This window comes from Flammeovirga sp. SJP92 (assembly GCF_001583495.1).
Lineage (GTDB): Bacteria > Bacteroidota > Bacteroidia > Cytophagales > Flammeovirgaceae > Flammeovirga.
On sequence record NZ_LQAQ01000018.1, the window covers coordinates 74,272 to 94,986 of the forward strand.

15 protein-coding genes, 1 tRNA gene and 1 riboswitch are annotated in these 20,715 nt (G+C 35.4%); of the genes, 10 read left to right on the forward strand and 6 right to left on the reverse strand.

Annotation, left to right across the window (positions count from 1 at the left end; translation table 11 throughout):
* Nucleotides 1-14: 14 nt before the first annotated feature.
* Nucleotides 15-124, forward strand: a riboswitch (SAM riboswitch).
* A gap of 172 nt (nucleotides 125-296) precedes the next feature.
* The 3 genes from AVL50_RS04080 to AVL50_RS04090 all read left to right on the forward strand — a co-directional run bounded on the left by AVL50_RS04080 (nucleotide 297) and on the right by AVL50_RS04090 (nucleotide 4,668).
* Entirely contained in the window at nucleotides 297-881 is a 585-nt protein-coding gene (locus AVL50_RS04080) for a hypothetical protein (RefSeq protein WP_062615211.1), read from the forward strand.
* Nucleotides 882-889: 8 nt separating this feature from the next.
* Complete coding sequence (gene metK, locus AVL50_RS04085; protein WP_062615212.1) at nucleotides 890-2,173, forward strand: methionine adenosyltransferase; 1,284 nt, start codon at nucleotides 890-892, stop codon at nucleotides 2,171-2,173.
* 86 nt (nucleotides 2,174-2,259) lie between these two features.
* Nucleotides 2,260-4,668, forward strand: coding sequence for a patatin-like phospholipase family protein (locus tag AVL50_RS04090; protein WP_062615213.1), 2,409 nt, complete (start codon nucleotides 2,260-2,262; stop codon nucleotides 4,666-4,668).
* An 89-nt stretch (nucleotides 4,669-4,757) separates the two neighbouring features.
* Here AVL50_RS04090 and AVL50_RS04095 read toward each other — a convergent pair whose 3' ends face one another.
* From AVL50_RS04095 to AVL50_RS04110, 4 genes are all read right to left on the reverse strand, one after another.
* Nucleotides 4,758-6,638 (reverse strand): 7TM diverse intracellular signaling domain-containing protein, encoded by a 1,881-nt coding sequence (locus tag AVL50_RS04095; RefSeq protein WP_062615214.1) that lies wholly within the window; start codon nucleotides 6,636-6,638, stop codon nucleotides 4,758-4,760.
* Between the two features lie 221 nt (nucleotides 6,639-6,859).
* Nucleotides 6,860-7,186: an iron-sulfur cluster assembly accessory protein gene (locus tag AVL50_RS04100; RefSeq protein WP_062615215.1), complete on the reverse strand. Its 327-nt coding sequence runs from the start codon at nucleotides 7,184-7,186 to the stop codon at nucleotides 6,860-6,862.
* A 78-nt stretch (nucleotides 7,187-7,264) separates the two neighbouring features.
* Nucleotides 7,265-9,304: a M3 family metallopeptidase gene (locus AVL50_RS04105; RefSeq protein ID WP_062615216.1), complete on the reverse strand. Its 2,040-nt coding sequence runs from the start codon at nucleotides 9,302-9,304 to the stop codon at nucleotides 7,265-7,267.
* Nucleotides 9,305-9,394: 90 nt separating this feature from the next.
* Complete coding sequence (locus tag AVL50_RS04110; RefSeq protein ID WP_062615217.1) at nucleotides 9,395-9,967, reverse strand: YqgE/AlgH family protein; 573 nt, start codon at nucleotides 9,965-9,967, stop codon at nucleotides 9,395-9,397.
* Nucleotides 9,968-10,381: 414 nt separating this feature from the next.
* Here AVL50_RS04110 and AVL50_RS04115 point away from each other — a divergent pair, with 414 nt between their 5' ends.
* The 4 genes from AVL50_RS04115 to AVL50_RS04130 all read left to right on the forward strand — a co-directional run bounded on the left by AVL50_RS04115 (nucleotide 10,382) and on the right by AVL50_RS04130 (nucleotide 15,698).
* Nucleotides 10,382-12,619 (forward strand): ATP-dependent helicase, encoded by a 2,238-nt coding sequence (locus AVL50_RS04115; RefSeq protein WP_062615218.1) that lies wholly within the window; start codon nucleotides 10,382-10,384, stop codon nucleotides 12,617-12,619.
* A gap of 284 nt (nucleotides 12,620-12,903) precedes the next feature.
* Complete coding sequence (locus tag AVL50_RS04120; protein WP_062615219.1) at nucleotides 12,904-14,001, forward strand: hypothetical protein; 1,098 nt, start codon at nucleotides 12,904-12,906, stop codon at nucleotides 13,999-14,001.
* Nucleotides 14,001-14,987 (forward strand): YpdA family putative bacillithiol disulfide reductase, encoded by a 987-nt coding sequence (locus tag AVL50_RS04125; RefSeq protein ID WP_062615220.1) that lies wholly within the window; start codon nucleotides 14,001-14,003, stop codon nucleotides 14,985-14,987. The genes AVL50_RS04120 and AVL50_RS04125 overlap by 1 nt, the downstream gene beginning before the upstream one ends.
* Nucleotides 14,988-15,698, forward strand: a complete 711-nt coding sequence (locus AVL50_RS04130) for an SDR family NAD(P)-dependent oxidoreductase (protein WP_062615221.1) — start codon at nucleotides 14,988-14,990, stop codon at nucleotides 15,696-15,698.
* Between the two features lie 118 nt (nucleotides 15,699-15,816).
* On the opposite strand, the gene AVL50_RS04135 is transcribed toward AVL50_RS04130, so the two are convergent.
* A tRNA-OTHER gene (locus AVL50_RS04135) sits at nucleotides 15,817-15,892 on the reverse strand.
* 400 nt (nucleotides 15,893-16,292) lie between these two features.
* Between AVL50_RS04135 and AVL50_RS04140 the strand changes: the two genes are divergently transcribed.
* The 3 genes from AVL50_RS04140 (at nucleotide 16,293) to AVL50_RS04150 (ending at nucleotide 20,220) form a co-directional block, all read left to right on the forward strand.
* Nucleotides 16,293-17,477, forward strand: coding sequence for a TlpA disulfide reductase family protein (locus AVL50_RS04140; RefSeq protein ID WP_082795655.1), 1,185 nt, complete (start codon nucleotides 16,293-16,295; stop codon nucleotides 17,475-17,477).
* A 405-nt stretch (nucleotides 17,478-17,882) separates the two neighbouring features.
* Nucleotides 17,883-19,526 carry a cell wall metabolism sensor histidine kinase WalK gene (locus AVL50_RS04145; protein ID WP_062615223.1) on the forward strand — a complete coding sequence of 548 codons (1,644 nt, stop codon included), beginning with the start codon at nucleotides 17,883-17,885 and terminating at the stop codon, nucleotides 19,524-19,526.
* Nucleotides 19,513-20,220: a response regulator transcription factor gene (locus tag AVL50_RS04150; RefSeq protein ID WP_044204205.1), complete on the forward strand. Its 708-nt coding sequence runs from the start codon at nucleotides 19,513-19,515 to the stop codon at nucleotides 20,218-20,220. Before AVL50_RS04145 ends, AVL50_RS04150 begins: the two co-directional genes overlap by 14 nt.
* A 53-nt stretch (nucleotides 20,221-20,273) precedes the next feature.
* Here AVL50_RS04150 and AVL50_RS04155 read toward each other — a convergent pair whose 3' ends face one another.
* A complete protein-coding gene (locus AVL50_RS04155) occupies nucleotides 20,274-20,705 on the reverse strand; it encodes a hypothetical protein (protein ID WP_062615224.1) in 432 nt (143 codons plus the stop codon).
* Nucleotides 20,706-20,715 lie beyond the last annotated feature (10 nt).

Here is a 20,715-nt window from a genome sequence, read left to right on the forward strand (position 1 = left end):
TATTTGCATCACTATACTTATCAAGAAAGATAGAGGGACTGGGCCCTATGATGTCTTAGCAACCTGCGCTCCCCATAGCAAGGTGCTAACTCCCAGCTCGAAGGTGTTCGGGAATAGATGAGTTTATCTCCAAAATGACATGATGGTATAAAGCGAAAAGCTTTCTTTTTCGGTAGGTGAAACTAAATTAATGATAAAAGAATATTTTTTGTTTTAGATTGAAAATCAGAATACTAACACTTTGTTCTTTATTGTTCTTGACAAGCTGTTTTGAGTTGCATGAACAGTTGCAAGTCATGAAAGACGGAAAAGGAGATTATTCCTTTATTTTCGACTTTTCAAAAAGTAAAGAACTCTTTGATATTATTTCTGCTTATACTACTCCCGAAGGAGAAACTATATTTCAAGCAAATAAATTCAAAAAGCCTTTATCCTTGATTAGTGACGATTTGAACACCATTCCGGGAATCTACAATTGTAAAGAAATTTTAGACTCTACGTTTTGGAAAATCGGTATTCAATTCACTTTTGTTGATGTTAATGCTCTTAATGTCGCCCTTTCCAAAATTGATGGAAAAGAAGATGTTGAGTATTTGGTCATGAAAAGAAAAAAGGCGGAGTGGACACAAAACATTGACTGGAGGACAATCATTACTAAAAACCTCCCTACTTCTACAGAAGCCAAAAATGCCATGCTTGATGCTATTGACACCGCTCATTATGCATATAAATGGCAATTAAATAGAGAAATTAAGACGCTGAAGTCTTATGACATAGATCAAATAGGCTCTACAGGAGTACTATTTAAAGGTACTATTCCGGATGATGAACACTATAAATACATCACCCAATGGAATATTAAATTTAAGAAAGAAAAATAACGATAATAATGACATATTTATTCACATCCGAGTCCGTTTCTGAAGGACATCCAGATAAAATTGCTGATCAGATCTCTGATTCAATCCTTGATGCTATGTTAAAACAAGATCCTAAGTCTCGTGTTGCATGTGAGACAATGGTGACAACAGGTTTAGCAGTCATTGCAGGTGAAGTTACTACAAAAGCATATGTTGAAATTCCTGACGTTGTAAGAGATACAATTGAAAAAATTGGTTATGACAAAGAAGATTATTCTTTCGCTGCTCACTCATGCGGTGTACAAGTAGCCCTTCACAGTCAGTCTCCTGATATTGCTCAAGGTGTAAACATTGGAGAGGGTGTTGATAAAGAACAAGGTGCTGGTGACCAAGGTATGATGTTCGGTTATGCTACTAAAGAAACAAAAGAGTTCATGCCAATGGCATTGGCTTTCTCTCATGCTTTAGTGAAGCGTTTGGCTGAAATCCGTAAGAATCACACAGACCTAATCGGTTACTTACGTCCTGATGCTAAGGCACAAGTAACAATTGAATATAATGAAGACAATACTCCAAAAAGAGTACACACCATCGTGGTTTCTACTCAACACGATGAGTTCCCTGGTATTTCAGATGACGAAGCTTTAGCTCAAATTGCTAGAGACGTGAAAGAGCATGTAATCAGTGCTGTTATTCCTTCTGAGTTGATTGACGATGAAACAATCTTCCACATCAACCCAACAGGTAAATTCGTTATTGGTGGTCCTCACGGTGATGCTGGTCTAACAGGTCGTAAAATCATTGTAGATACTTACGGAGGTAAAGGTGCCCACGGTGGCGGTGCCTTCTCAGGTAAAGATCCTTCAAAGGTAGACCGTTCTGCTGCATATGCTTCAAGACATATCGCAAAGAACTTAGTAGCAGCAGGTGTTGCAGATGAAGTATTAGTTCAAGTTGCTTACGCGATTGGTGTTTCTACTCCAGTTTCATTGAACGTAACAACTTACGGAACTTCAAATGTAGACCTTACGGATGCTGAAATTTCTAAAGTAGTTGAGGGTATTTTTGATATGCGCCCAAGTGCAATTGTAGAACGTTTAGGTTTAACGAACCCAATCTTCACTCCTACTGCCGCTTACGGTCACATGGGACAAGCACCTTACACTGATACTGTAGAAGTAAACCGTACAGAAATTGTAGAAGATGGTGACAAAACAATCAGCACTGTTATTAAAGAGCAAAAAGAAGTTGAATTCTTCACTTGGGAGAAATTAGATTACGTAGATCAAATCAAGTCTGCTTTTAATCTATAATTAAGATTTCAAGTATTTTTATAGAAAAAGTTTTTTTTCTGAGTCCTTGTTGGTAGCTTCACTAACAAGGACTTTTTTTTTACTATATGAAACTCATAAAGCATCTTTTTTTCTGTATTTTCTTATTCACTCTTTTCACCTCAAATAGCTATTGTCAATCAGTAACTGACGAAAGTGCGTTTCCTGAAAACAATAAAAAAAGAAAATCGGTGGGCCTCGTTCTGAGTGGCGGTGGAGCAAAAGGTATTGCACACGTTGGTGTTATTAAAGTTTTAGAAGAAAACGGAATACCCATAGATTATATTACTGGCACTTCCATGGGAGCGATTGTTGGGGGCTTTTACGCCGCTGGATACACAAGTGGAGAAATTGAAGGTTTCATTCGTGACCCTGATTTCCAAGCCTGGGTATCAGGACAAATTGACCCTGATGATGAGTTTTACTTTGGAAGACAAGAAAGAGGTGCGGAATGGATTAACTTCAACATTGAACTCGATTCTAATTACGCAGTTTCTTGGGACCCTACCATCATTAAAGATGCCTCACTGAACTTCGCTTTTTCGGCTCGTCTTTATAAAGCTTCTTATGAGGCTAATTTTAACTTTGACAGTCTTAGCACTCCTTTCAGATGTATAGGAAGTGATATTTTTGAGCGAAAGGCCGTTACCATCAAAGAAGGTCAATTAGAGAGAGCAATTCGTGCTTCTATGGCAGTACCATTGGTTTTTAAACCCATCAAGGTCAATGATAAATACCTCTATGATGGCGGTGTTTATAACAACTTGCCTGTGGATGTCATGAAAAGAGACTTCAATCCAGATATGGTTATAGTAGTCAATTTAGGAGCCCATGATATGCTAGAGGAATATCCTTATGATAATGACGAAGAATTGGTAAAAGGTAATGTGCTTCGATACATTGTCATGAACAATACCTATCCGGAAGAAGACATTGATCTTACAAAAGATGTTTACCTTGGCGTGCCTGTAGATGATTATTCAGCCGCTGATTTTACGCCTGTTGATTCATTATTAAGCATAGGGTATGAATTCACTTCTACTAAAATTGATGAAATAAAGAAGATTTACGGTGACGACCAACCGAGGGTTTCTCCTAAGAAAAGTAATTATGACAATCTCTTTTCTCCCGATTTAAAAGAAATCAAATTTGTAGAACTGAGTAATGATTTATCTTTCAATCAAAGGTTGTTTGTAAGAAATATTGTTAAGCCTCAAAGAAGAAAAAGCACATCCATCAATGGACTTCTCGACGGATACAATATGCTGATTTCCAACAACTACTTCAGTAATATTGACGCTTATTTTTATTATGATTCTTTAGACCTGGACCCTAGATTACATATCGATGTAACTCCAAACAAAAAACTTCGTGTAGGTGTTGGAGGTAATATTGCCTCTAGAAATATAGGACAAGCCTATGTGAGCGGTCAGTTCAGTATTTTCACTCAATCACTCAATACTTTCAAAGTCAATGCTTTTGCAGGTGCTTTTTACAATTCCTTCAAAGCTGAGCTTGAGACAATGTTTGCCAAGCACATTCCTTTTTCAATCAGTGGGGAGTTTTTATTGAACAGATGGAATTATGCTAATGCTCAGGAATTGATTTTTGAACAAAGAGATAAGCTGAATTTGCTTAGAAGAGATAATTATGCTGGATTGAACACCGCCTTTGCAACAGGTAGAAAAAGTAAATTGACTGCTTTTGGCGGCTATACTTTTAATGAAGATAAATATGATCAAGTATTGGTCATCACAGACTCTACACTTGATCAAGCTATTCCGGTAGATTTGGTAGGTAATGAACGGCTAAACGGGTGGCTATTTGGATTAAAATGGGAATCCAATACGCTCAATGCAAAAACATTCCCTACAAAAGGTAGATATTTTAAACTTTCTGCCAAGCAAATTATCGCAGAGAATCGTTTTAGTATGACATTGAATTCTGTGATTGATGAAAAATGGAATAGAGACTGGTACACACTTCAAGCAGAATATGAACAATATTTCCCTATGAAAATCTTCACTATAGGAGTAAAAGGACACGCCGCTTACTCCAATTACGAAGAATCTATCACCATCTCCACTTCACTGGCCAATGCTATGGCTTATTACCCTTTATTGGATTCTAGATCTTTCTTTATTGATGCCTTTCGATCTCCAAAGTTTTTAGCTGGTGGCGTAAAAATTATCCGTCATTTATGGTCTGAGAACTTCAATATCCAATTAGAGGGACATGCATTTCATTCTACTGTAAAATATGAAAGAGGGGAAACACCACTTTTCCCTCGTGTTGTCAATAAAAGTTTCTGGGATTTTAATGACCTGGACTACGCCTTGGCTGGTTCCTTAGTGTATGAAAGTCCTATTGGGCCATTCAGTTTATCTGTAAATCACTATAATTCTGAAGATCATAACTTCATGGTTTTATTCAACCTAGGTATCCTACTCTACAATAAAAAGATGATGGAAGAATAATTTGTTCAGAATGATGAATGAAGAAGCCACTTTTATAGAGTTAATTCCATAAAAGTGGCTTCTTTATTTATTCTTTTCTTGACAATGATTTAATCCTTCAAAATCAATTCCTCCCAGCCTTTGTGCTTTAATTTCTCTTTCGAGCCCAACTCTTCTGTTTTGATTTGCATGGTCTCTTTAATTTTCTTTGAGAATTTCCAGCAGGTATTTTGTCTCATTTCTAAGATTTCTGAGAGTTTTGTAGAAGAAATATCTCCATCTTTAGCAAAGACAATAAACACCATATAAAACGCTTTTTGAATTGGGAAATGCAGTCTATGGAATAATGTCCCTGCCGTTACAGACTCATTATAATTACATTTTTTACACCTTCTGCTATTCACTCCCGCTCCTTTAGCATAAGTATCATTGCCACATTTTTTACATTGGAATCCATTCTTCCATTTTATTTCTTCCAAATAGGCATAACAACTTTCATCTGAAGGAAACATTTTTTCAAATTCATCAAAAGTCACTTCCTGCATCAATACTCTGGCAGACTCAAGTTGCTCAACATCCTCGTGCAGTTGCTCATTTTCTACCTTAAGTTGTGCATTCATCTCCTGAATTTGCTTTCTATGTTCATTCAACTGATCATTGACCCATTGCAATTCATCATTTTTGAGGGCAATGATCTCCTTTTGCTTTTCAATTTCTTCCGTTCTTTCTTGAACTTTATCTTCAATTATTTTTTCTCTGATCTGTAAATTTTTGATCAATTGTCCCTGTGCCTGCTCTTTCTCTTCTTTAAGGATTTTAAAACGTTGGAATTGCCCCAAAGTCATAAAAAGTCCTGTCAATAATAAACCTACATTATAAGAATAGACAACGACAATGGCATGTGATATAAAGATTTCATAAGCACGAAGCACTTGCAGACAAAGTCCTATTATGATAACCAAATACCCCAAAAAGAAGTAAGTCACCTTTACTTCTGACCTTTTTATATCCAAAAGCATATAGAATAAAATGATCATAAAAGGCACCAAGAAAGTAGGCAACTGCCACAGACTATCATTAAAAGATTTGAAAACTATAAAGTAGAAAGTGTTTAAGAGCGTGATTCCCCAAATTGTAACATAGGTCTTGAATGATTTTGTTCTAATTTTCAATACACTCACACTCAACGCCACAATAGACAGCATACTCAAAGTAGAAGAATAACGCATCAGAATATAATTCCAATGTGGATGATTGGCAAAAAGGTACTGTGCCGCCAAATTATCTTCAGAAAGGTCTACACAAATACTCGCTAATAAAAATGCCGTAAGCAATAAAATATCTTTATCCTTGAGCGTAAGCAACAAAAGTACTGTCGCTAAAATTAGACAAATCAAAATTCCATAATTCGAACCTAAAAGCATGTACTCAGTAATGGAATAAGAAAATAAATTATGTGCTCGACTAAGTTTATAAAACAGAACATTGTTGAACTCACTATTGTATTTCAAGAAAACCGTAACCACCTCATCATCACCCGACTCTATACCAGTAATAGGAAAAATGATATTTTTGTGTTTAAATTTTCTTTTACTGAAATCATGATCATAACCTGCAGTTTCAGCATAAATCACGGGTTTTTTACCTACTTGTACATAAGCTTTCACACTGCCTACATGGCTGTCGGGCACCTCAAAAAACCATTGATCCATACCTAGAGGTTTACCTTGAATCTGAAGTTTCACCCAGTAGCTTTTCACTCCTTTTGAAAACAACACCATGTCTTTTTGTGGTGTTTGAAAATGATTGTCTGGGTCTGTCAGGATATCAGATATCTCAATATTGTTATCAGGATCTTCTAACAAAAGAATCTTTGACGAAGGAATAAATACCTCATCCTTAAAAAAAGGAATTTCTACTGGAACTAGATTTTGGCCAAAGGTATTGGTAGTTAGAAAAAATGATAAAAAGATAAGTAAATAATTATTCATAAGTAATTATAACGAAACGCTGTTAGTAGAAGCACCAACCATTCCGAATTGAATTGGCACAAATAAAGTAAGTAATACAAAACTCTTTCTATAAGCTAGAATTACTTCAATGAGTAAATGTATAAATAATTTCTATTTATTTAAATGATACCTTACCTTTTAAACAAAAAAATAGCCACAGAACGCATTCCATGGCTATTTTTTGTTTTAAGTGATTTTTCTTAAATGGAAAAACTCTCTCCACAACCACAAGTTCTACTTGCGTTAGGATTTACAAATTGAAAGCCTCTTCCATTCAGTCCATCAGAAAAATCTAATGTAGTACCTGCTAGGTATAATAAGCTTTTCTTATCTACATAGATTTTCACACCTTTATCTTCAAAGATATCATCAGTATCTTTTACTTCTGCATCGAACGTTAAGTCGTACATCAAACCAGAACATCCTCCTCCTTTTACAGAAACTCGAACATTTTGATCATCGCCTCGACCTTCTTGTTCTCTTAAGTCAATAATGCGCTTTGCTGCTGCATCTGTTACATCTATCATAACTATATAATTAAGAAAGGATAACCTTTTATTTGTTCAAACAATTTTTGTGAATAAAACAAAGGTACTACTTTTTTATTAGTTCAACAACCCAGCTCTTCTAAGAAGGGCGTCTACCTTTGGTTCCTCTCCTCTAAAACGCTTATAAAGCTCCATTGGATCTTCAATACCGCCTCTTGAGAGTATGTTATCTTTAAAGCTGCTTGCCGTGTTTTTGTCAAAGATTCCTTTTTCTTTGAATAATTCAAACGCGTCAGCATCTAAAACTTCAGCCCATTTGTAAGAATAGTAACCGGCCGCATAACCGCCTTGGAAAATATGAGAAAATGCCACACTCATATTCACACCGTCTACCTTTGGCAATGCCTCAATTGAAGTTGGCTCCATTGCCATCTCCTCAAATTGACTTACATCTGCTACTTTTCCATCATGCAATTGATGATAAGACATGTCCAACAAACCAAAACTCACTTGTCTTAAGGTTTGATAACCTTCCAAGAAAGTTGAGGAAGCCTTGATCTTATCAATCATTTCTTGAGGAATCTTCTCTCCTGTTTCGTAGTGACTTGCAAAGAGATCTAATGCCTCTTTCTCATAACACCAGTTTTCTAACACTTGTGAAGGTAATTCCACAAAATCCCAATACACAGAAGTACCTGTTAGGCTTTCGTACTTTCCTTCCGCCAACATGCCATGCAAAGCGTGCCCAAACTCATGGAATAAAGTAGTGACTTCATTAAATGTCAATAATGATGGTTTTGTTTCTGTTGGTTTTGTAAAATTACAAACAATGGAAACATGAGGTCTTTTTTCCTCTCCATTATAAATTGACTGTCCTCTGAAAGAAGTCATCCATGCACCGCCTCTTTTTCCTGCTCTTGGGAAGAAATCAGCATAGAAAACCGCAATATGTCTTCCTTTACCATCTTTCACTTCATAAGTCATGACGTCTTCATGATACTTATCGATGTCCGTTCTAGCCTCGAAATGTAAATCATAAAGTTTTGAAGATACCTCAAAAACGCCATTCAATACATTTTCCAATTTGAAATAAGGCTTCAATGCTTCATCATCAATAGCATATCTTTCCTTCTTCAATTTTTCAGACCAGAAGCCCCAATCCCAACGCTGCACTTCTTCTGCACCGTTTTCCTTTGCATAGTTAACTACATCCTCTACCTCTTTGTTTGCGGCAGGATGTGCTTTTTGCTCTAAATCGGTTAAAAAGTCAACAACAGCCTTCGGTGAGGGGGCCATTCTCTTCTCCAAGACATAATCTGCATAGTTATCAAAACCTAATAATTTTGCTTTTTCATTTCTATACTGAACAATTTCTTTTACGATTTTTTGATTATCATTATCACCCCCATCAAAACATCTCGTTCCGAACGCAGTGAATAAATCTTTTCTTAATGTTCTATTTTCAGCATAAGTCATAAAAGGAATATAACTTGGATACTGCAATGTGAATTGCCACTTCCCTTCTTTGCCAGCTTCTTTGGCAGTCATTGCCGCTCCTTCTATCACAGCTTCTGGTAAACCCGCCAAATCTTCTTCCTTATCAATTACCAATTCATAAGCATTGGTAGCCGCCAAGACGTGCTCACCAAATGTCAAAGAAAGCTTAGATAATTTTAGATCAACCTCTCTTAATTTCTCTTTATCCTCAGCATTTAATGCTGCTCCATTTAGAGAAAAATCTTTGTATGTTTTTTCTAGCAGTCTAGCATCTTCTACATCAAGGTTTAATGTATCTTTTTGCTCATAAACTGCTTTTACTCTTTCAAACAGTTTTTCATTTAATAAAATATCATTTTGAAGTGAGCTTAATTTTGGAGAAACCTCTTGTGCAATTTTCTGAATCTCATCATTGGTCTCAGCTGAATTCAGATTAAAAAATATACTGCTTATTTGCCCCAATGTGTCTGAGCAGTGTTCTAACGCAACAACACTGTTCTCAAAAGTGGGTGCATCTGTATTATTTTCTAATGCCTTTATATTTTCCTTCGCTTCTGCAATAGCGGCATCAAAAGCGGGAATAAAATGTTCTTCTTTGATTGTTGAAAATGGTGCTGTTCCAAATGGGCCTGTAAAATTTCCTAATAGTGGATTGCTCATGTAAGTATTATTTTTTGTTCAAAAAGATAGCCTTTAGCGTTAATAAAATCACTAAAGGCTATACAATATCGTATGATCTATATTAAAAATCTAATTCATTCTAATATTCTTTGCGGCGTTGGCAAATACTTTATATTTCCCACCCATTTCAATGAGCGTATTTTTCCAGATTTCATCAACGGGTTCATCAAGGATGTGATTTAATCTTGCATTTGAAACTACCCATGAATCTTCCTTCAACTCACCGCGAAGCTGTTGGTTTTCCCAGCCTGCATATCCCATAAAGAACCTGCAATTGCTTTCATTTAAAATACCATTTGTATTGAGTTCCTGAATCTCCTCATAATCTCCCCCCCAGTAAATACCGTCTTTTAGAGGAACTGCGTTTGTGATATCTTTGAATTTATGAATATAATGCAATGTGTCTTGTTCAACCGGACCACCAACATAAATTGGACTATCAATAGCTAGGCGTGATTCCACCTCCTCAATAGTGACCATTGAGGGCTTGTTGAGAATCAAACCAAATGATCCTTTTTGTTCGTCATGTTCGCATATTAAAATCACAGCACGCTCGAAATTGCGATCCTTCATGTAAGGTTCAGAAAGCAGTAAATCTCCGTTTTCGATAGGACGTTGTCCAAAGTTGATAGTAAAATCCATAGTCAAAAGGGGGCTAATTCAAAGTCATCTATATTTCTTTAGAAAGTTAATAAGTTTCGGTGGAAAACTATTCGTTCCTTAATTTCAAAATATCATCTAGAAAAGCAAAATGTATTTACATTAAATTGGAATAATACCACGTAATTCACAGAAAATCACTAAAAATAATAATTCATATTTTTCAAAAAGGTTCATTTTTAATTGATTTTTTTAAGAAATTTTAAAACTACTAAAGAGAAGCTGTACAGAAATAACTTTTTATTGTCTTTTTTTGTTTAATGCATAGCTCAGATTGATAAACAGTTTAAGGTTGACATTTGTTTGTGCATCTTTTGAACGAAAATCCGAGCAAATGTATAAAAATGTAACAAAGTGGTTGTAACTTCGCACTTCGAATCGCAGAAATAAAAAAGTATGGATTATTTAGAAGGATTAAACCCGCCACAGCGAGAAGCTGTTGTAAATATGGAAGGCCCAATGATGATTATTGCTGGTGCCGGATCTGGTAAGACAAGAGTTTTGACCTATAAAATTGCACACCTGATTGCCAACGGTGTTGAACCTTTCCAAATCTTATCTCTTACTTTTACCAACAAAGCATCAAGAGAGATGCGTGAACGTATTGTAGAAGCTGTTGGTGATGAAGCTAAAAACCTATGGATGGGTACATTCCACTCTGTTTTTGCTAAAATTTTACGTTTTGAAGCTGACAAATTAGGATATCAATCCAACTTCACTATTTATGATTCTGAGGATGCAAAATCAGTAATCAAAAGTGTCGTAAAAGATTTCCGCTTGGATGATAAACTTTATAAGCCAAGTGTGGTATTAAGTAGGATTTCTGCGGCTAAAAATGACCTGATTTCTTGGAGAGCCTATGAAGGAAATAATGACAGGAGACTGGAAGATGAAGCGACAGGCAGACCTAAAATCTTTGAAATTTACAAGGAATATGCGATCCGTTGTTTCAGAGCCAATGCCATGGATTTTGACGATTTACTTTTCAATACCAATGTCCTTTTCCATCAGCATCTTGATGTTCTCAATAAGTATCAGCATAAGTTTAAATATGTACTGATTGATGAGTTTCAAGACACGAACATTTCTCAGTATTATATCACAAGAAAACTAGCAGCAAAGAATAGAAATATTTGTGTAGTGGGTGATGACGCTCAATCTATTTATGCTTTCAGAGGAGCCAATATTCAAAACATCTTGAATTTTGAAAAGGATTATCCTGAACTGAAAGTCATCAAACTAGAGCAGAATTACCGTTCTACACAAACCATTGTAGAAGCGGCCAACTCTGTGATCAAGCATAATACGAATCAGCTTGAAAAGAATACTTTCACACAGAATGCCATTGGTGAACGTATAGAAGTCATCCGTTCTGCTACAGATTTAGATGAAGCAAAAGCTGTGGCCCAAAGTATTCAAACAGCAATGATGAGAGATCATATTCCTGCACAGGACATTGCTATTTTATATAGAACCAACTCTCAATCAAGAGCTCTAGAGGAAGCCTTGGTAAAACTGAGTATCAAAGCTCAGATTTTTGGAGGTCTTTCTTTCTATCAGAGAAAGGAAATCAAGGATATGGTGGCTTACTTAAAGTTTGTGACTAATCCAAAGGATGAAGAAGCTTTCAAAAGAGTAATCAATTATCCAAAAAGAGGAATCGGTCCTACTACGGTCAACAACCTATTTGTAAAAGCAGCTGAAAATAAGCTAGGTATTTGGGATGTTGTAGCCAATGTAAGACGCTTTTTTGGCGGTAGAGTAGCTACACAAGTGGAGAACTTTGCCAATATGATCAAGGTATTCCAAATGCAGATGGAATCTAAAAATGCCTTTGAATTAGCTTCTTTTATAGCCAAAGGGTCTGGTATTTTAAAGGAACTTTATGACGATAAAACAGTAGAAGGTAAAAACCGATACGACAACCTTCAAGAACTTCTCAACGGTATTCAAGGCTTCACGGATGATCCTGAGAAGGAAGATAAAAGTTTGACGAACTACTTGGAAGAAATTTCGTTAATCACTTCTGCTGAAAAAGAAGATATGTCTGATGCCATCACTTTGATGACCATCCACATGTCTAAAGGTCTGGAGTTTGATTATGTTTTCCTTGTGGGTATGGAAGAAAATCTTTTCCCATCACAAATGATGCTGGAAACACGAGCAGATTTAGAAGAGGAACGCCGACTGTTTTATGTAGCCATTACAAGAGCTAAAATCAAGTTGTTTATGACTTATGCTTTGCAACGCTACCGTTTCGGTAAATCTATAATGTGTGACCCAAGCCGATTCATTGACGAAATTGCACCTCAATACATCAGTATGAAAAGAAGCAGTATCAATGATGATTTAGGTCCTGGCAATGTTCCTGGCTTCTCCAATTACAGATCACTCCGTCAAGCACCGTCCAACTTCACAAAAAAAGTAGTTGCACCAAAAGACGACCGTCCATTTGTACCATCAAAAGCAGATGAAATCAAAGAGGGTCTCACAGTAAGGCATATGAAATTTGGTGATGGTGTTGTGGAAAAAGTTGCAGAAGAAGGTTTGGACCGCAGAGCTACCATTGAGTTTGAAGAAGTAGGTAAAAAGACATTGATCCTCACTTTTGCCAAATTGATGATCCTAGAATAGCAATTACTACATCCGTAAAGCACCAAAGCTAAATGCGTTTCTTTTAAGTATAAATGCCGTCACACCTATCAATAGTCAACCTCTTGATCGTTTTACAAAGACAGCAATTGCAAAAAATACTAAGAAATAGCATTAGTAAATTATGTTTTGGTACTTATATAAAAGCATAGCTATCTTTAAGTCTTCTAATAGTTCAACTCGTTCTATTAGAAGACTTTTGAGTTATAAGACAAAATGTATTTTTATCAAGTACTTATTTTTGATTCATCTACTATCAAACATATATGAAATACTTTTTTTTATTAATCGCATTGATCACTTGTACTTCACCTTTTATACAAGGGCAAGACATTAAGGCTCCACCCTACTTTTTGGAATTCATGGAAAAAAATCCCAAAAAGTTTCACATGACATATCATGATACAGAGGGAAAGCTGATCAAATGGAACGACGAACAACTTTCTAATGTCAATGGGCTCGTCTATTGGCTTTTTGCGTTGGAATATGTTAGGCAAGTAGAAAATAATAACTTTTCAGCTACAGAAAGAGTGCCTTTGGAAGATGTAACTCGTTTTGATGCATCCAGTAACAAGATGAAAGTATGGAACGATTACTTGAATCAAACCAGAAAATTGCTGAACAAAAAAGTGAGAATGAGAGAAATTGTCAGTGGTATTATCAATTTTGGTAATGACGCCAATGGTGATTATATGATCTCAAGACTAGGATTAGACTCTGTGATGTCATCTGTTCAAACTTTTCAAATGTATAACACCACCGCACTTTTCCCTTTTTCTTCAGCAAACATTTACATTCACAACCCGTATCAGATTCCACATCAAGAATTTGTCAACGAAATAAAAAGTGAAAATGTAAATGAATTCAGGAAACATACCTATGCCTTGTTTGATACTCTAGTAAATGACTCATTAGGTTTAAAAACAGATTCTTTTGAGTTTGTTCCTGGCAAGCATAAAGAATATGCGATTCTCTTGTCTGATAGAATGCCACTTGGGCTCGTTTCTGATTTCAATATTCTGATGCAGAAGATCAACGAAAGGTCTTTCTTCAAAGGAGGTATGGAAAAAGAGTGGTACAAAACTGTAGAAGAACCGCTGATGGCTTCCAAAATCATGCAGGAACGCTATAAACACTGTGGAAGGCTCGTTTACTCTACTGTCAACACGGTAGTGATCTCAATGTATGCCACTTTTCAGAATGGTAAAAAAGCACACCTTACAGCTACATTTGAAGACTTAACTGAAACAGAACATATTGATCTGGCCCTGTCGATCAATGATTTTGGTTTTTCACTTTTAGAAAACCCTGAGTATTTAAAGAAGGTACAGGATAAGGTCAACCTCATAAGAATGAAAAAATAATGGAACAAAAAATATACGATTCACTGATTGTTGGTGGCGGTCCTATTGGTATGGCTTGCGGTATTGCTGCTAAAAAAAGAGACCTCTCACACATCATCATCGAGAAAGGATGTCTGGTCAATTCACTTTATAACTATCCTGTGAATATGACCTTCTTTTCTACTTCTGAAAAGCTGGAAATTGGTGATACTCCATTTGTTTCTCACAATCACAGACCTGTAAGAAGAGAAGCATTAGAATATTACAGGAGGGTACAGACTCTTTGGGATTTGAATGTTCATTTATTTGAAGAAGTAGTTGGTATAAAAGCTATTCAAATTGACGGAAAACGAGTATATGAAGTTACCACTAGCAAAACGTCTTACAAAGCCTATAGCATCACTATTGCGACAGGTTTTTATGATATTCCCAACCTGATGAATGTTGAAGGAGAGTCTCTTCCCAAAGTAAAACATTATTATGACGATCCACACCTGTATGCATTTACTGACGTGGCTGTCATTGGAGGGGCAAACTCAGCTATAGATGCGGCATTAGAAACTTACAGAAAAGGAGCTAGAGTAACTTTGATTATCCGTGAAGATGAAATAAATGACAGAGTGAAGTATTGGGTAAAACCTGATATTGAAAATAGAATTAAAGAAGGCAGTATTCAGTGCTATTTTGAAAGTGAAGTAGAAGAAATCAAAGAGAAGTCAATAGTGATCAAATCAAAGGGAACTGAAATTGAAATTCCAAATGACTTTGTACTGGCTATGACTGGCTATCAGCCCAACTTTGATTTTCTTTCTAAAATGGGCATTGCCCTAGCGAATGATGAGCTTAAGACTCCTTCTTATAATGATGAGACGCACGAATCTAATATCGAGAATGTTTTTCTTGCTGGAGTGGTATGCGGAGGCATGAAAACCAATACATGGTTTATTGAAAATTCCAGAGTTCATGCTGATATAATTTATGACACACTTAAAGAAAGAATTAAATAAATGAGTACAATTTTTATTACAGGTACTAGCAAAGGTTTGGGAAAAGGCTTTGCCGAGTATTTTGTACAACAAGGCCATCATGTTTTAGGATTCAGCAGAAGTGAAGACACTACACTTTCGGCTTCTCCCAACTTCAAGCATCACAGTATCGACTTACAGGATTTAACTGCCATTGAAAGTACCGTTGAGAAATCATTAGAAAGTGTAGAAGAATTGGACTTGGTTATTCTTAATGCTGGAGTACTTGGAGACATCAAAACAATGATGGACAGCGACATTTCCAGCATGCAGAATGTTATGGATGTGAATTTATGGGGAAATAAAGTCATTTTGGATACTTTGTTGAAAAAAGGAATCAAGGTGAAGCAAGTCGTAGGAATTTCTTCCGGTGCATCTATCAACGGCAATAAAGGATGGTCAGGGTATTCCATTTCTAAAGCAGCATTTAATATGATGATTAAACTTTATGCTGCTGAACATCAAGACACACATTTCACAGCATTAGCTCCAGGCTTAATAGACACTGGTATGCAAGACTATTTATGTGGAGAAGTGAATCATGAAGACTTCCCTAGTATTCAGAGGTTACAAGATGCAAGAGGTACGCAGGCAATGCCCAACGGCACTGAAGCAGGCAAGACTATTGCACAATTGATCCCATCACTTTTGAATACGCCTAACGGAAGCTACCAAGACGTTAGAAAACTGTAAACAAAGGCCATAATATAACATTATGGCTGTTTTTTTAAAGCGTATATAAACATAAAAAAAAGGCTCGTAAAACAAGCCTTCTTTTTCGCTATTTCTCATTGCTACTTTCTACTATGAGAACGAAATATGGGAATCGAACCCACGTCCTTGACTTAATAAATTAAGTCCTGCTCTGACCACTGAGCTAAATTCGTTGATTTTAAAAGTATTTTTTGGTCTTAGCCTTAATTGGTTAATACAATAATACAAACTAGAATTACTTATTTCTAGTCTTTTCCAATCCTCATTTGCTAACAAAATTAAATAGACACTGGTAATAAATTCAAACCTCTATTTTTCAGCATCTTAATCAATTAAACAATAGTTGTAAAAAATACTTAATATTTTCTACACAATCTTAATAGATTCAAATAGCAGCTGATGAATATAAATTCACTTGTATTTCAACCGATGGAAGACTGATTTTTTGAGGTTTCAAAAAATGTAGAGGTAGAGATTTATCTTTTCTACATGGGCAAATCATTCAACCTCTTCAGTTACGGAGGTGAGCTTCTAAATTCGAGAAAATTTAGTTCAAGCAAACTTCATTAATCTATGAAACTAATTACAATCACTCTGCTCCTTTCCTTGATGAGCACAATTTCGTATTCTCAAAAAAAAATCAAAGACGATGTCATCATTACTTATAAAGCATTTTTTGAGGAAGAAGTCCCTTTCATCAAAAAACAAGAGTTCAGAGGTTACTTTGATGAGAAAGTAATCTATTTCAATAAATCAAAATTTGTCCATAAAGTAATTTATCAAAATCCTAAAGCCTCTATCTATTCTGTAATCACCCAAAAAGACTTCGATGAACAGAAAAAATATGTTCTTTATAAATACAGAGGTACTAACAAAGGAGAAGGATACTATATGCCTTTTAAGAAGCCCTCCAAAATGGCTCGTAAAATTGAAGGAGAAACAAAAGAAATTGCAGGTTATGAATGTCAGAAATACGAAGTCTACATCAAAGGAGAAAAGAAATACCTGTATACAACAGATGCTTTTGGTATAAAATACACGGCTAATTATGATATTGAAGGACAACAGTTCATCATGGAACAGCCTATGTATTCAAAACGTTTTGGGTATTACAAATTTCAAGCTGATACAGTCATCATACATAAATTAGAAGAAAAGGATTACAGTTTGAAAGATTATAGAATTTTTTCGAAAGAGGAATTCGATGAGCACAGAAATTATATAAAAGAAGAAGCTCATCAAGCAAATGAAAAGGCCAACATGGAATTGATTGGAAACAAGGCTTATGATTTTACATTGAAAACAATTGATGGACAAAAAATAAACACCAAAGCACTAAAGGGAAAAGTGATTGTCTACAACTTTTGGTTCGTAAAACAAAAGAACATTGATAAAGAGGTAAAAAAACTTAATCAATTGTATGAAAAATATATGAATAATACTGATGTTATCTTTGTAGCTATTACCATTGCTGACATTTATAAAATTAAAAATTTCCAAAAAAAGTATCCTTTCTATTACCATCAAATTGATGATGGAAGATACTTGTGTGAGAAATTTAATGTAAAGCTGTACCCGACCAATATTGTGGTAGACAAAGAGGGTAATTATTTTAATTATACACTAGGTTATAAGCATGATTTAGTAGAACGGCTTTCCTACAGTATTGATGAGGCACTTCAAAAAGAATACATATCAGAATCTGACAGTGATAAAACGAAAAAACATAAAAGGAAGCGAAAAAACAAAGAAATCTAGTCTACTGAGCCCCTTGAAAGCATTATTCATCGGGCTCATTTCTTTTGTAATCAACACTCATTTCAGCATCAAGAAGTGAAGATTGAAATGCGTTTTTTAAATCAATACTAATATTTGTATTTCGATAAATATAATATAACATTAAGGAATCAAAAAAATTATTCTTTTTCGAAACAAACAAAAAATAAGTAATTATTGGAGAATTAAAATAAGATTTGTTAAATACTAAATAAAATGTAAAACATTACTTTTATTTGCAGTAATCAATGTTACTTTTAACATATTGGTTTTTAGTTTTTAATTATACCTATTTAAGCTACTGATAAAAGAATAATATACTTTTTAGTTATGCTCTAAGTAGATTATAAAAAAGGTAGTATTAACTTCTTATCGAAAGAATATAATATGGCAAAAAGAAGGCTCATTACAATAATAACCTTAATGTGTATTGCGATGTTCGGATTAGCGGCGCTCCAATATTATTGGATCAAAGAAGCTATTCAGGAACGCAAAAGCCACTTTGAACAAGAAGTTGGTGAGCTTCTCACAAATGTAGTCAAGCGACTTGAACAACAAGAAGTTCTACAAGTAACCAAAAGATATTTGGACGATATTTCTGTGACTAACAGTGATATCAATGTTAGGTATGACTCCGCTAAACAGGAAGCCTACTGGACTAGTAAACAGAACATTAAAATCTCTCAAACGATAAGTTCTGATAAACTAGCCAAACAGGGCATAGCCTATAAAGTACAGGAAAAGGCAGAAATCAAGAAATCGGGAACAGCCACAAAAACGATGCTTTCTACAATTGAAGGCTCCAAATATGGCATGGACGATTCTACCAATCAGACCAAAGTAGTCAGCAATATTACTTCGGATTCTACTGCCCGCAAGAGACTGGACATAGCCATGGACTTGATCATGAAAAAGACCGACCTGGTGAATCAGGTGGTCAGCGAGATGATTTTGGCAGAAAACACTATGTTGCAAGACCGTGTAAACTTTGAGATGCTGGACTCATTACTCTCTCAGGAGATTGAGAATAAAGGACTCAAAACGGTTTATGATTTTGCGGTTTTACAAAGAGAAGGTGACCGAGAGACGGTCATTATGAGTAGTAATGTGGAAAGAAATCCTAAAATTATTAAGAGTGCTTATCATGTAACTCTTTTTCCAAAGGATGTTTTTGATAATTCTAACACTTTATTTCTAGAATTTCCTCAGGAAAACAAGTTTTTGATCAGCAAAATGAGGTTTGTGCTCTTCTCCTCTTTAGGATTTATTTTGTTAACACTTCTTACTTTCATATTTGCTGCTAAAACTATAATTGACCAGAAACGTATTTCAGAAATAACAAACGATTTCATTAGTAATATGACGCATGAGTTGAAAACCCCTATATCAACCGTGGCGTTGGCGACAGAGGCCTTGATGGACCCCGATGTTCAGAAGATGCCAAGTATAACAGGTCGCTATCTCAGTGTTATAAAAGATGAAAATCAACGTTTAAGCAGACAAGTGGAAAGAGTTCTGCAAATTGCTAGAATAGAACGTGGTGATTTGAAACTCCGAAACGTGGATGTAAACATGAATAAAATAATGCAGGTTGCTTACGAGAACACCTTGATCAAGATTGAGGACCGCGGAGGAAAATTATCCTTCAATTGGGCAGCCGGTGAGGTAAATGTTAAAGGGGATGAGTTACATTTATCTAATATTATTTTTAACTTGTTAGATAATGCTAATAAATACTCTCCGGAGGCACCAAAAATTGACCTTTCTGCGATTCGAAAGAAAGAAATGCTGGAAATTCATATAAAAGATGAAGGTCAGGGAATTCCGAGAGAACATATTAGTAAGATTTTTGATAAATTTTACAGAGTGCCAACAGGCAACGTTCACAATGTAAAAGGTTTTGGTTTAGGCCTTAGCTATGTCAAAAATATTGTCGAAGCCCATAAAGGCAGCATTCGCTGTAAGAGTGAGCTAGGCAAAGGAAGTGAATTTATTATACAACTACCAATATCTGAAAATGGACAAGATTAAAATTTTACTTGCGGAGGATGATCCAAACTTAGGAATGTTACTTACTGAGTATTTAGAAGTTAAAAACTTTGATGTAACACGTACTCAAGATGGTGAGGAAGCGTTAAGAGCCTACCAAGATGGTGATCATGACTTATGTATCTTCGACGTAATGATGCCTAAAATGGATGGTTATACTCTTGCAGAGCGTATCCGTAAATCAGATGTAGATATTCCAATATTTTTCCTTACAGCAAAATCAATGAAAGAAGATACGCTAAGAGGATTTGAAGTGGGTGCTGATGATTATATCACTAAGCCATTTAGTATGGAAGAGCTTTTAGCTCGTATCACATCGATCTTAAGAAGAACGAAGAGCAAGACAGATTCAAAAGAAAAACAAACTATTTTCGAGATTGGTAAGTTTACTTTTGACTTTAATGCTCAAATGTTGAAATACAACGAAGACGGTCATGAGCAACGCCTTACTTCAAAGGAATCTGCTTTATTGCGTCTTTTAGCTATCCATAAAAACGAAATTATGGACAGATCTTTAGCATTAAAGAAGATTTGGTTAGATGACAACTACTTCAACTCAAGAAGTATGGACGTATATATTACGAAGCTTAGAAAATTCTTAAAGCCAGACGACAATTTACGTATTGTAAACGTTCACGGTCAAGGATTCAAGTTAGTAGAATTAGGTGCTGAGTAGTCCACACCAAAAAATATATTGAAAGCCTCCATTTTTTGGAGGCTTTTTTTGTTTTAATATTTATATAAGATCCCTCCTTCATACTCTTGAATATTCAACTGCACTTGATCTCCACCTACTTGTAGATTTGAAATATCGAATGAAAGTTCTTTAGTAATATACGCTTCACACGACTCTGGATTTTTCATGGATAATCTCAAGTTTCTTTGAGGAGGAAATGATTCTAAGATGACCTCTTGATCTATTAATTTTACTTCCCATGAATCGCCACTACACCCACTAGCACTAAAGTTGATCAATAAACAATTTCCTTCAATTTCTACTTTATTGATTTTTACATAATCAGAGGGTGCATTCGTATATTCTTCAGCACTAACCACAGTCACTAAATCACAATCCGTAGGTGTTACATTATTAGAAGTTGTGCTTTTAGAACAACTAAACAATGTAAAGCAGATAAAAGCAACGATGAATAAGTCTTTCATTTTTTATTGA

Bases quoted from the DNA above. Each gene is read 5' to 3' on its own strand.
- AVL50_RS04080 (WP_062615211.1), top strand. From the start codon at position 297: ATGAAAGACGGAAAAGGAGATTATTCCTTTATTTTCGACTTTTCAAAA.
- metK (WP_062615212.1), top strand. From the start codon at position 890: ATGACATATTTATTCACATCCGAGTCCGTTTCTGAAGGACATCCAGAT.
- AVL50_RS04090 (WP_062615213.1), top strand. From the start codon at position 2,260: ATGAAACTCATAAAGCATCTTTTTTTCTGTATTTTCTTATTCACTCTT.
- AVL50_RS04095 (WP_062615214.1), bottom strand. From the start codon at position 6,638: ATGAATAATTATTTACTTATCTTTTTATCATTTTTTCTAACTACCAAT.
- AVL50_RS04100 (WP_062615215.1), bottom strand. From the start codon at position 7,186: ATGATAGATGTAACAGATGCAGCAGCAAAGCGCATTATTGACTTAAGA.
- AVL50_RS04105 (WP_062615216.1), bottom strand. From the start codon at position 9,304: ATGAGCAATCCACTATTAGGAAATTTTACAGGCCCATTTGGAACAGCA.
- AVL50_RS04110 (WP_062615217.1), bottom strand. From the start codon at position 9,967: ATGGATTTTACTATCAACTTTGGACAACGTCCTATCGAAAACGGAGAT.
- AVL50_RS04115 (WP_062615218.1), top strand. From the start codon at position 10,382: ATGGATTATTTAGAAGGATTAAACCCGCCACAGCGAGAAGCTGTTGTA.
- AVL50_RS04120 (WP_062615219.1), top strand. From the start codon at position 12,904: ATGAAATACTTTTTTTTATTAATCGCATTGATCACTTGTACTTCACCT.
- AVL50_RS04125 (WP_062615220.1), top strand. From the start codon at position 14,001: ATGGAACAAAAAATATACGATTCACTGATTGTTGGTGGCGGTCCTATT.
- AVL50_RS04130 (WP_062615221.1), top strand. From the start codon at position 14,988: ATGAGTACAATTTTTATTACAGGTACTAGCAAAGGTTTGGGAAAAGGC.
- AVL50_RS04140 (WP_082795655.1), top strand. From the start codon at position 16,293: ATGAAACTAATTACAATCACTCTGCTCCTTTCCTTGATGAGCACAATT.
- AVL50_RS04145 (WP_062615223.1), top strand. From the start codon at position 17,883: ATGGCAAAAAGAAGGCTCATTACAATAATAACCTTAATGTGTATTGCG.
- AVL50_RS04150 (WP_044204205.1), top strand. From the start codon at position 19,513: ATGGACAAGATTAAAATTTTACTTGCGGAGGATGATCCAAACTTAGGA.
- AVL50_RS04155 (WP_062615224.1), bottom strand. From the start codon at position 20,705: ATGAAAGACTTATTCATCGTTGCTTTTATCTGCTTTACATTGTTTAGT.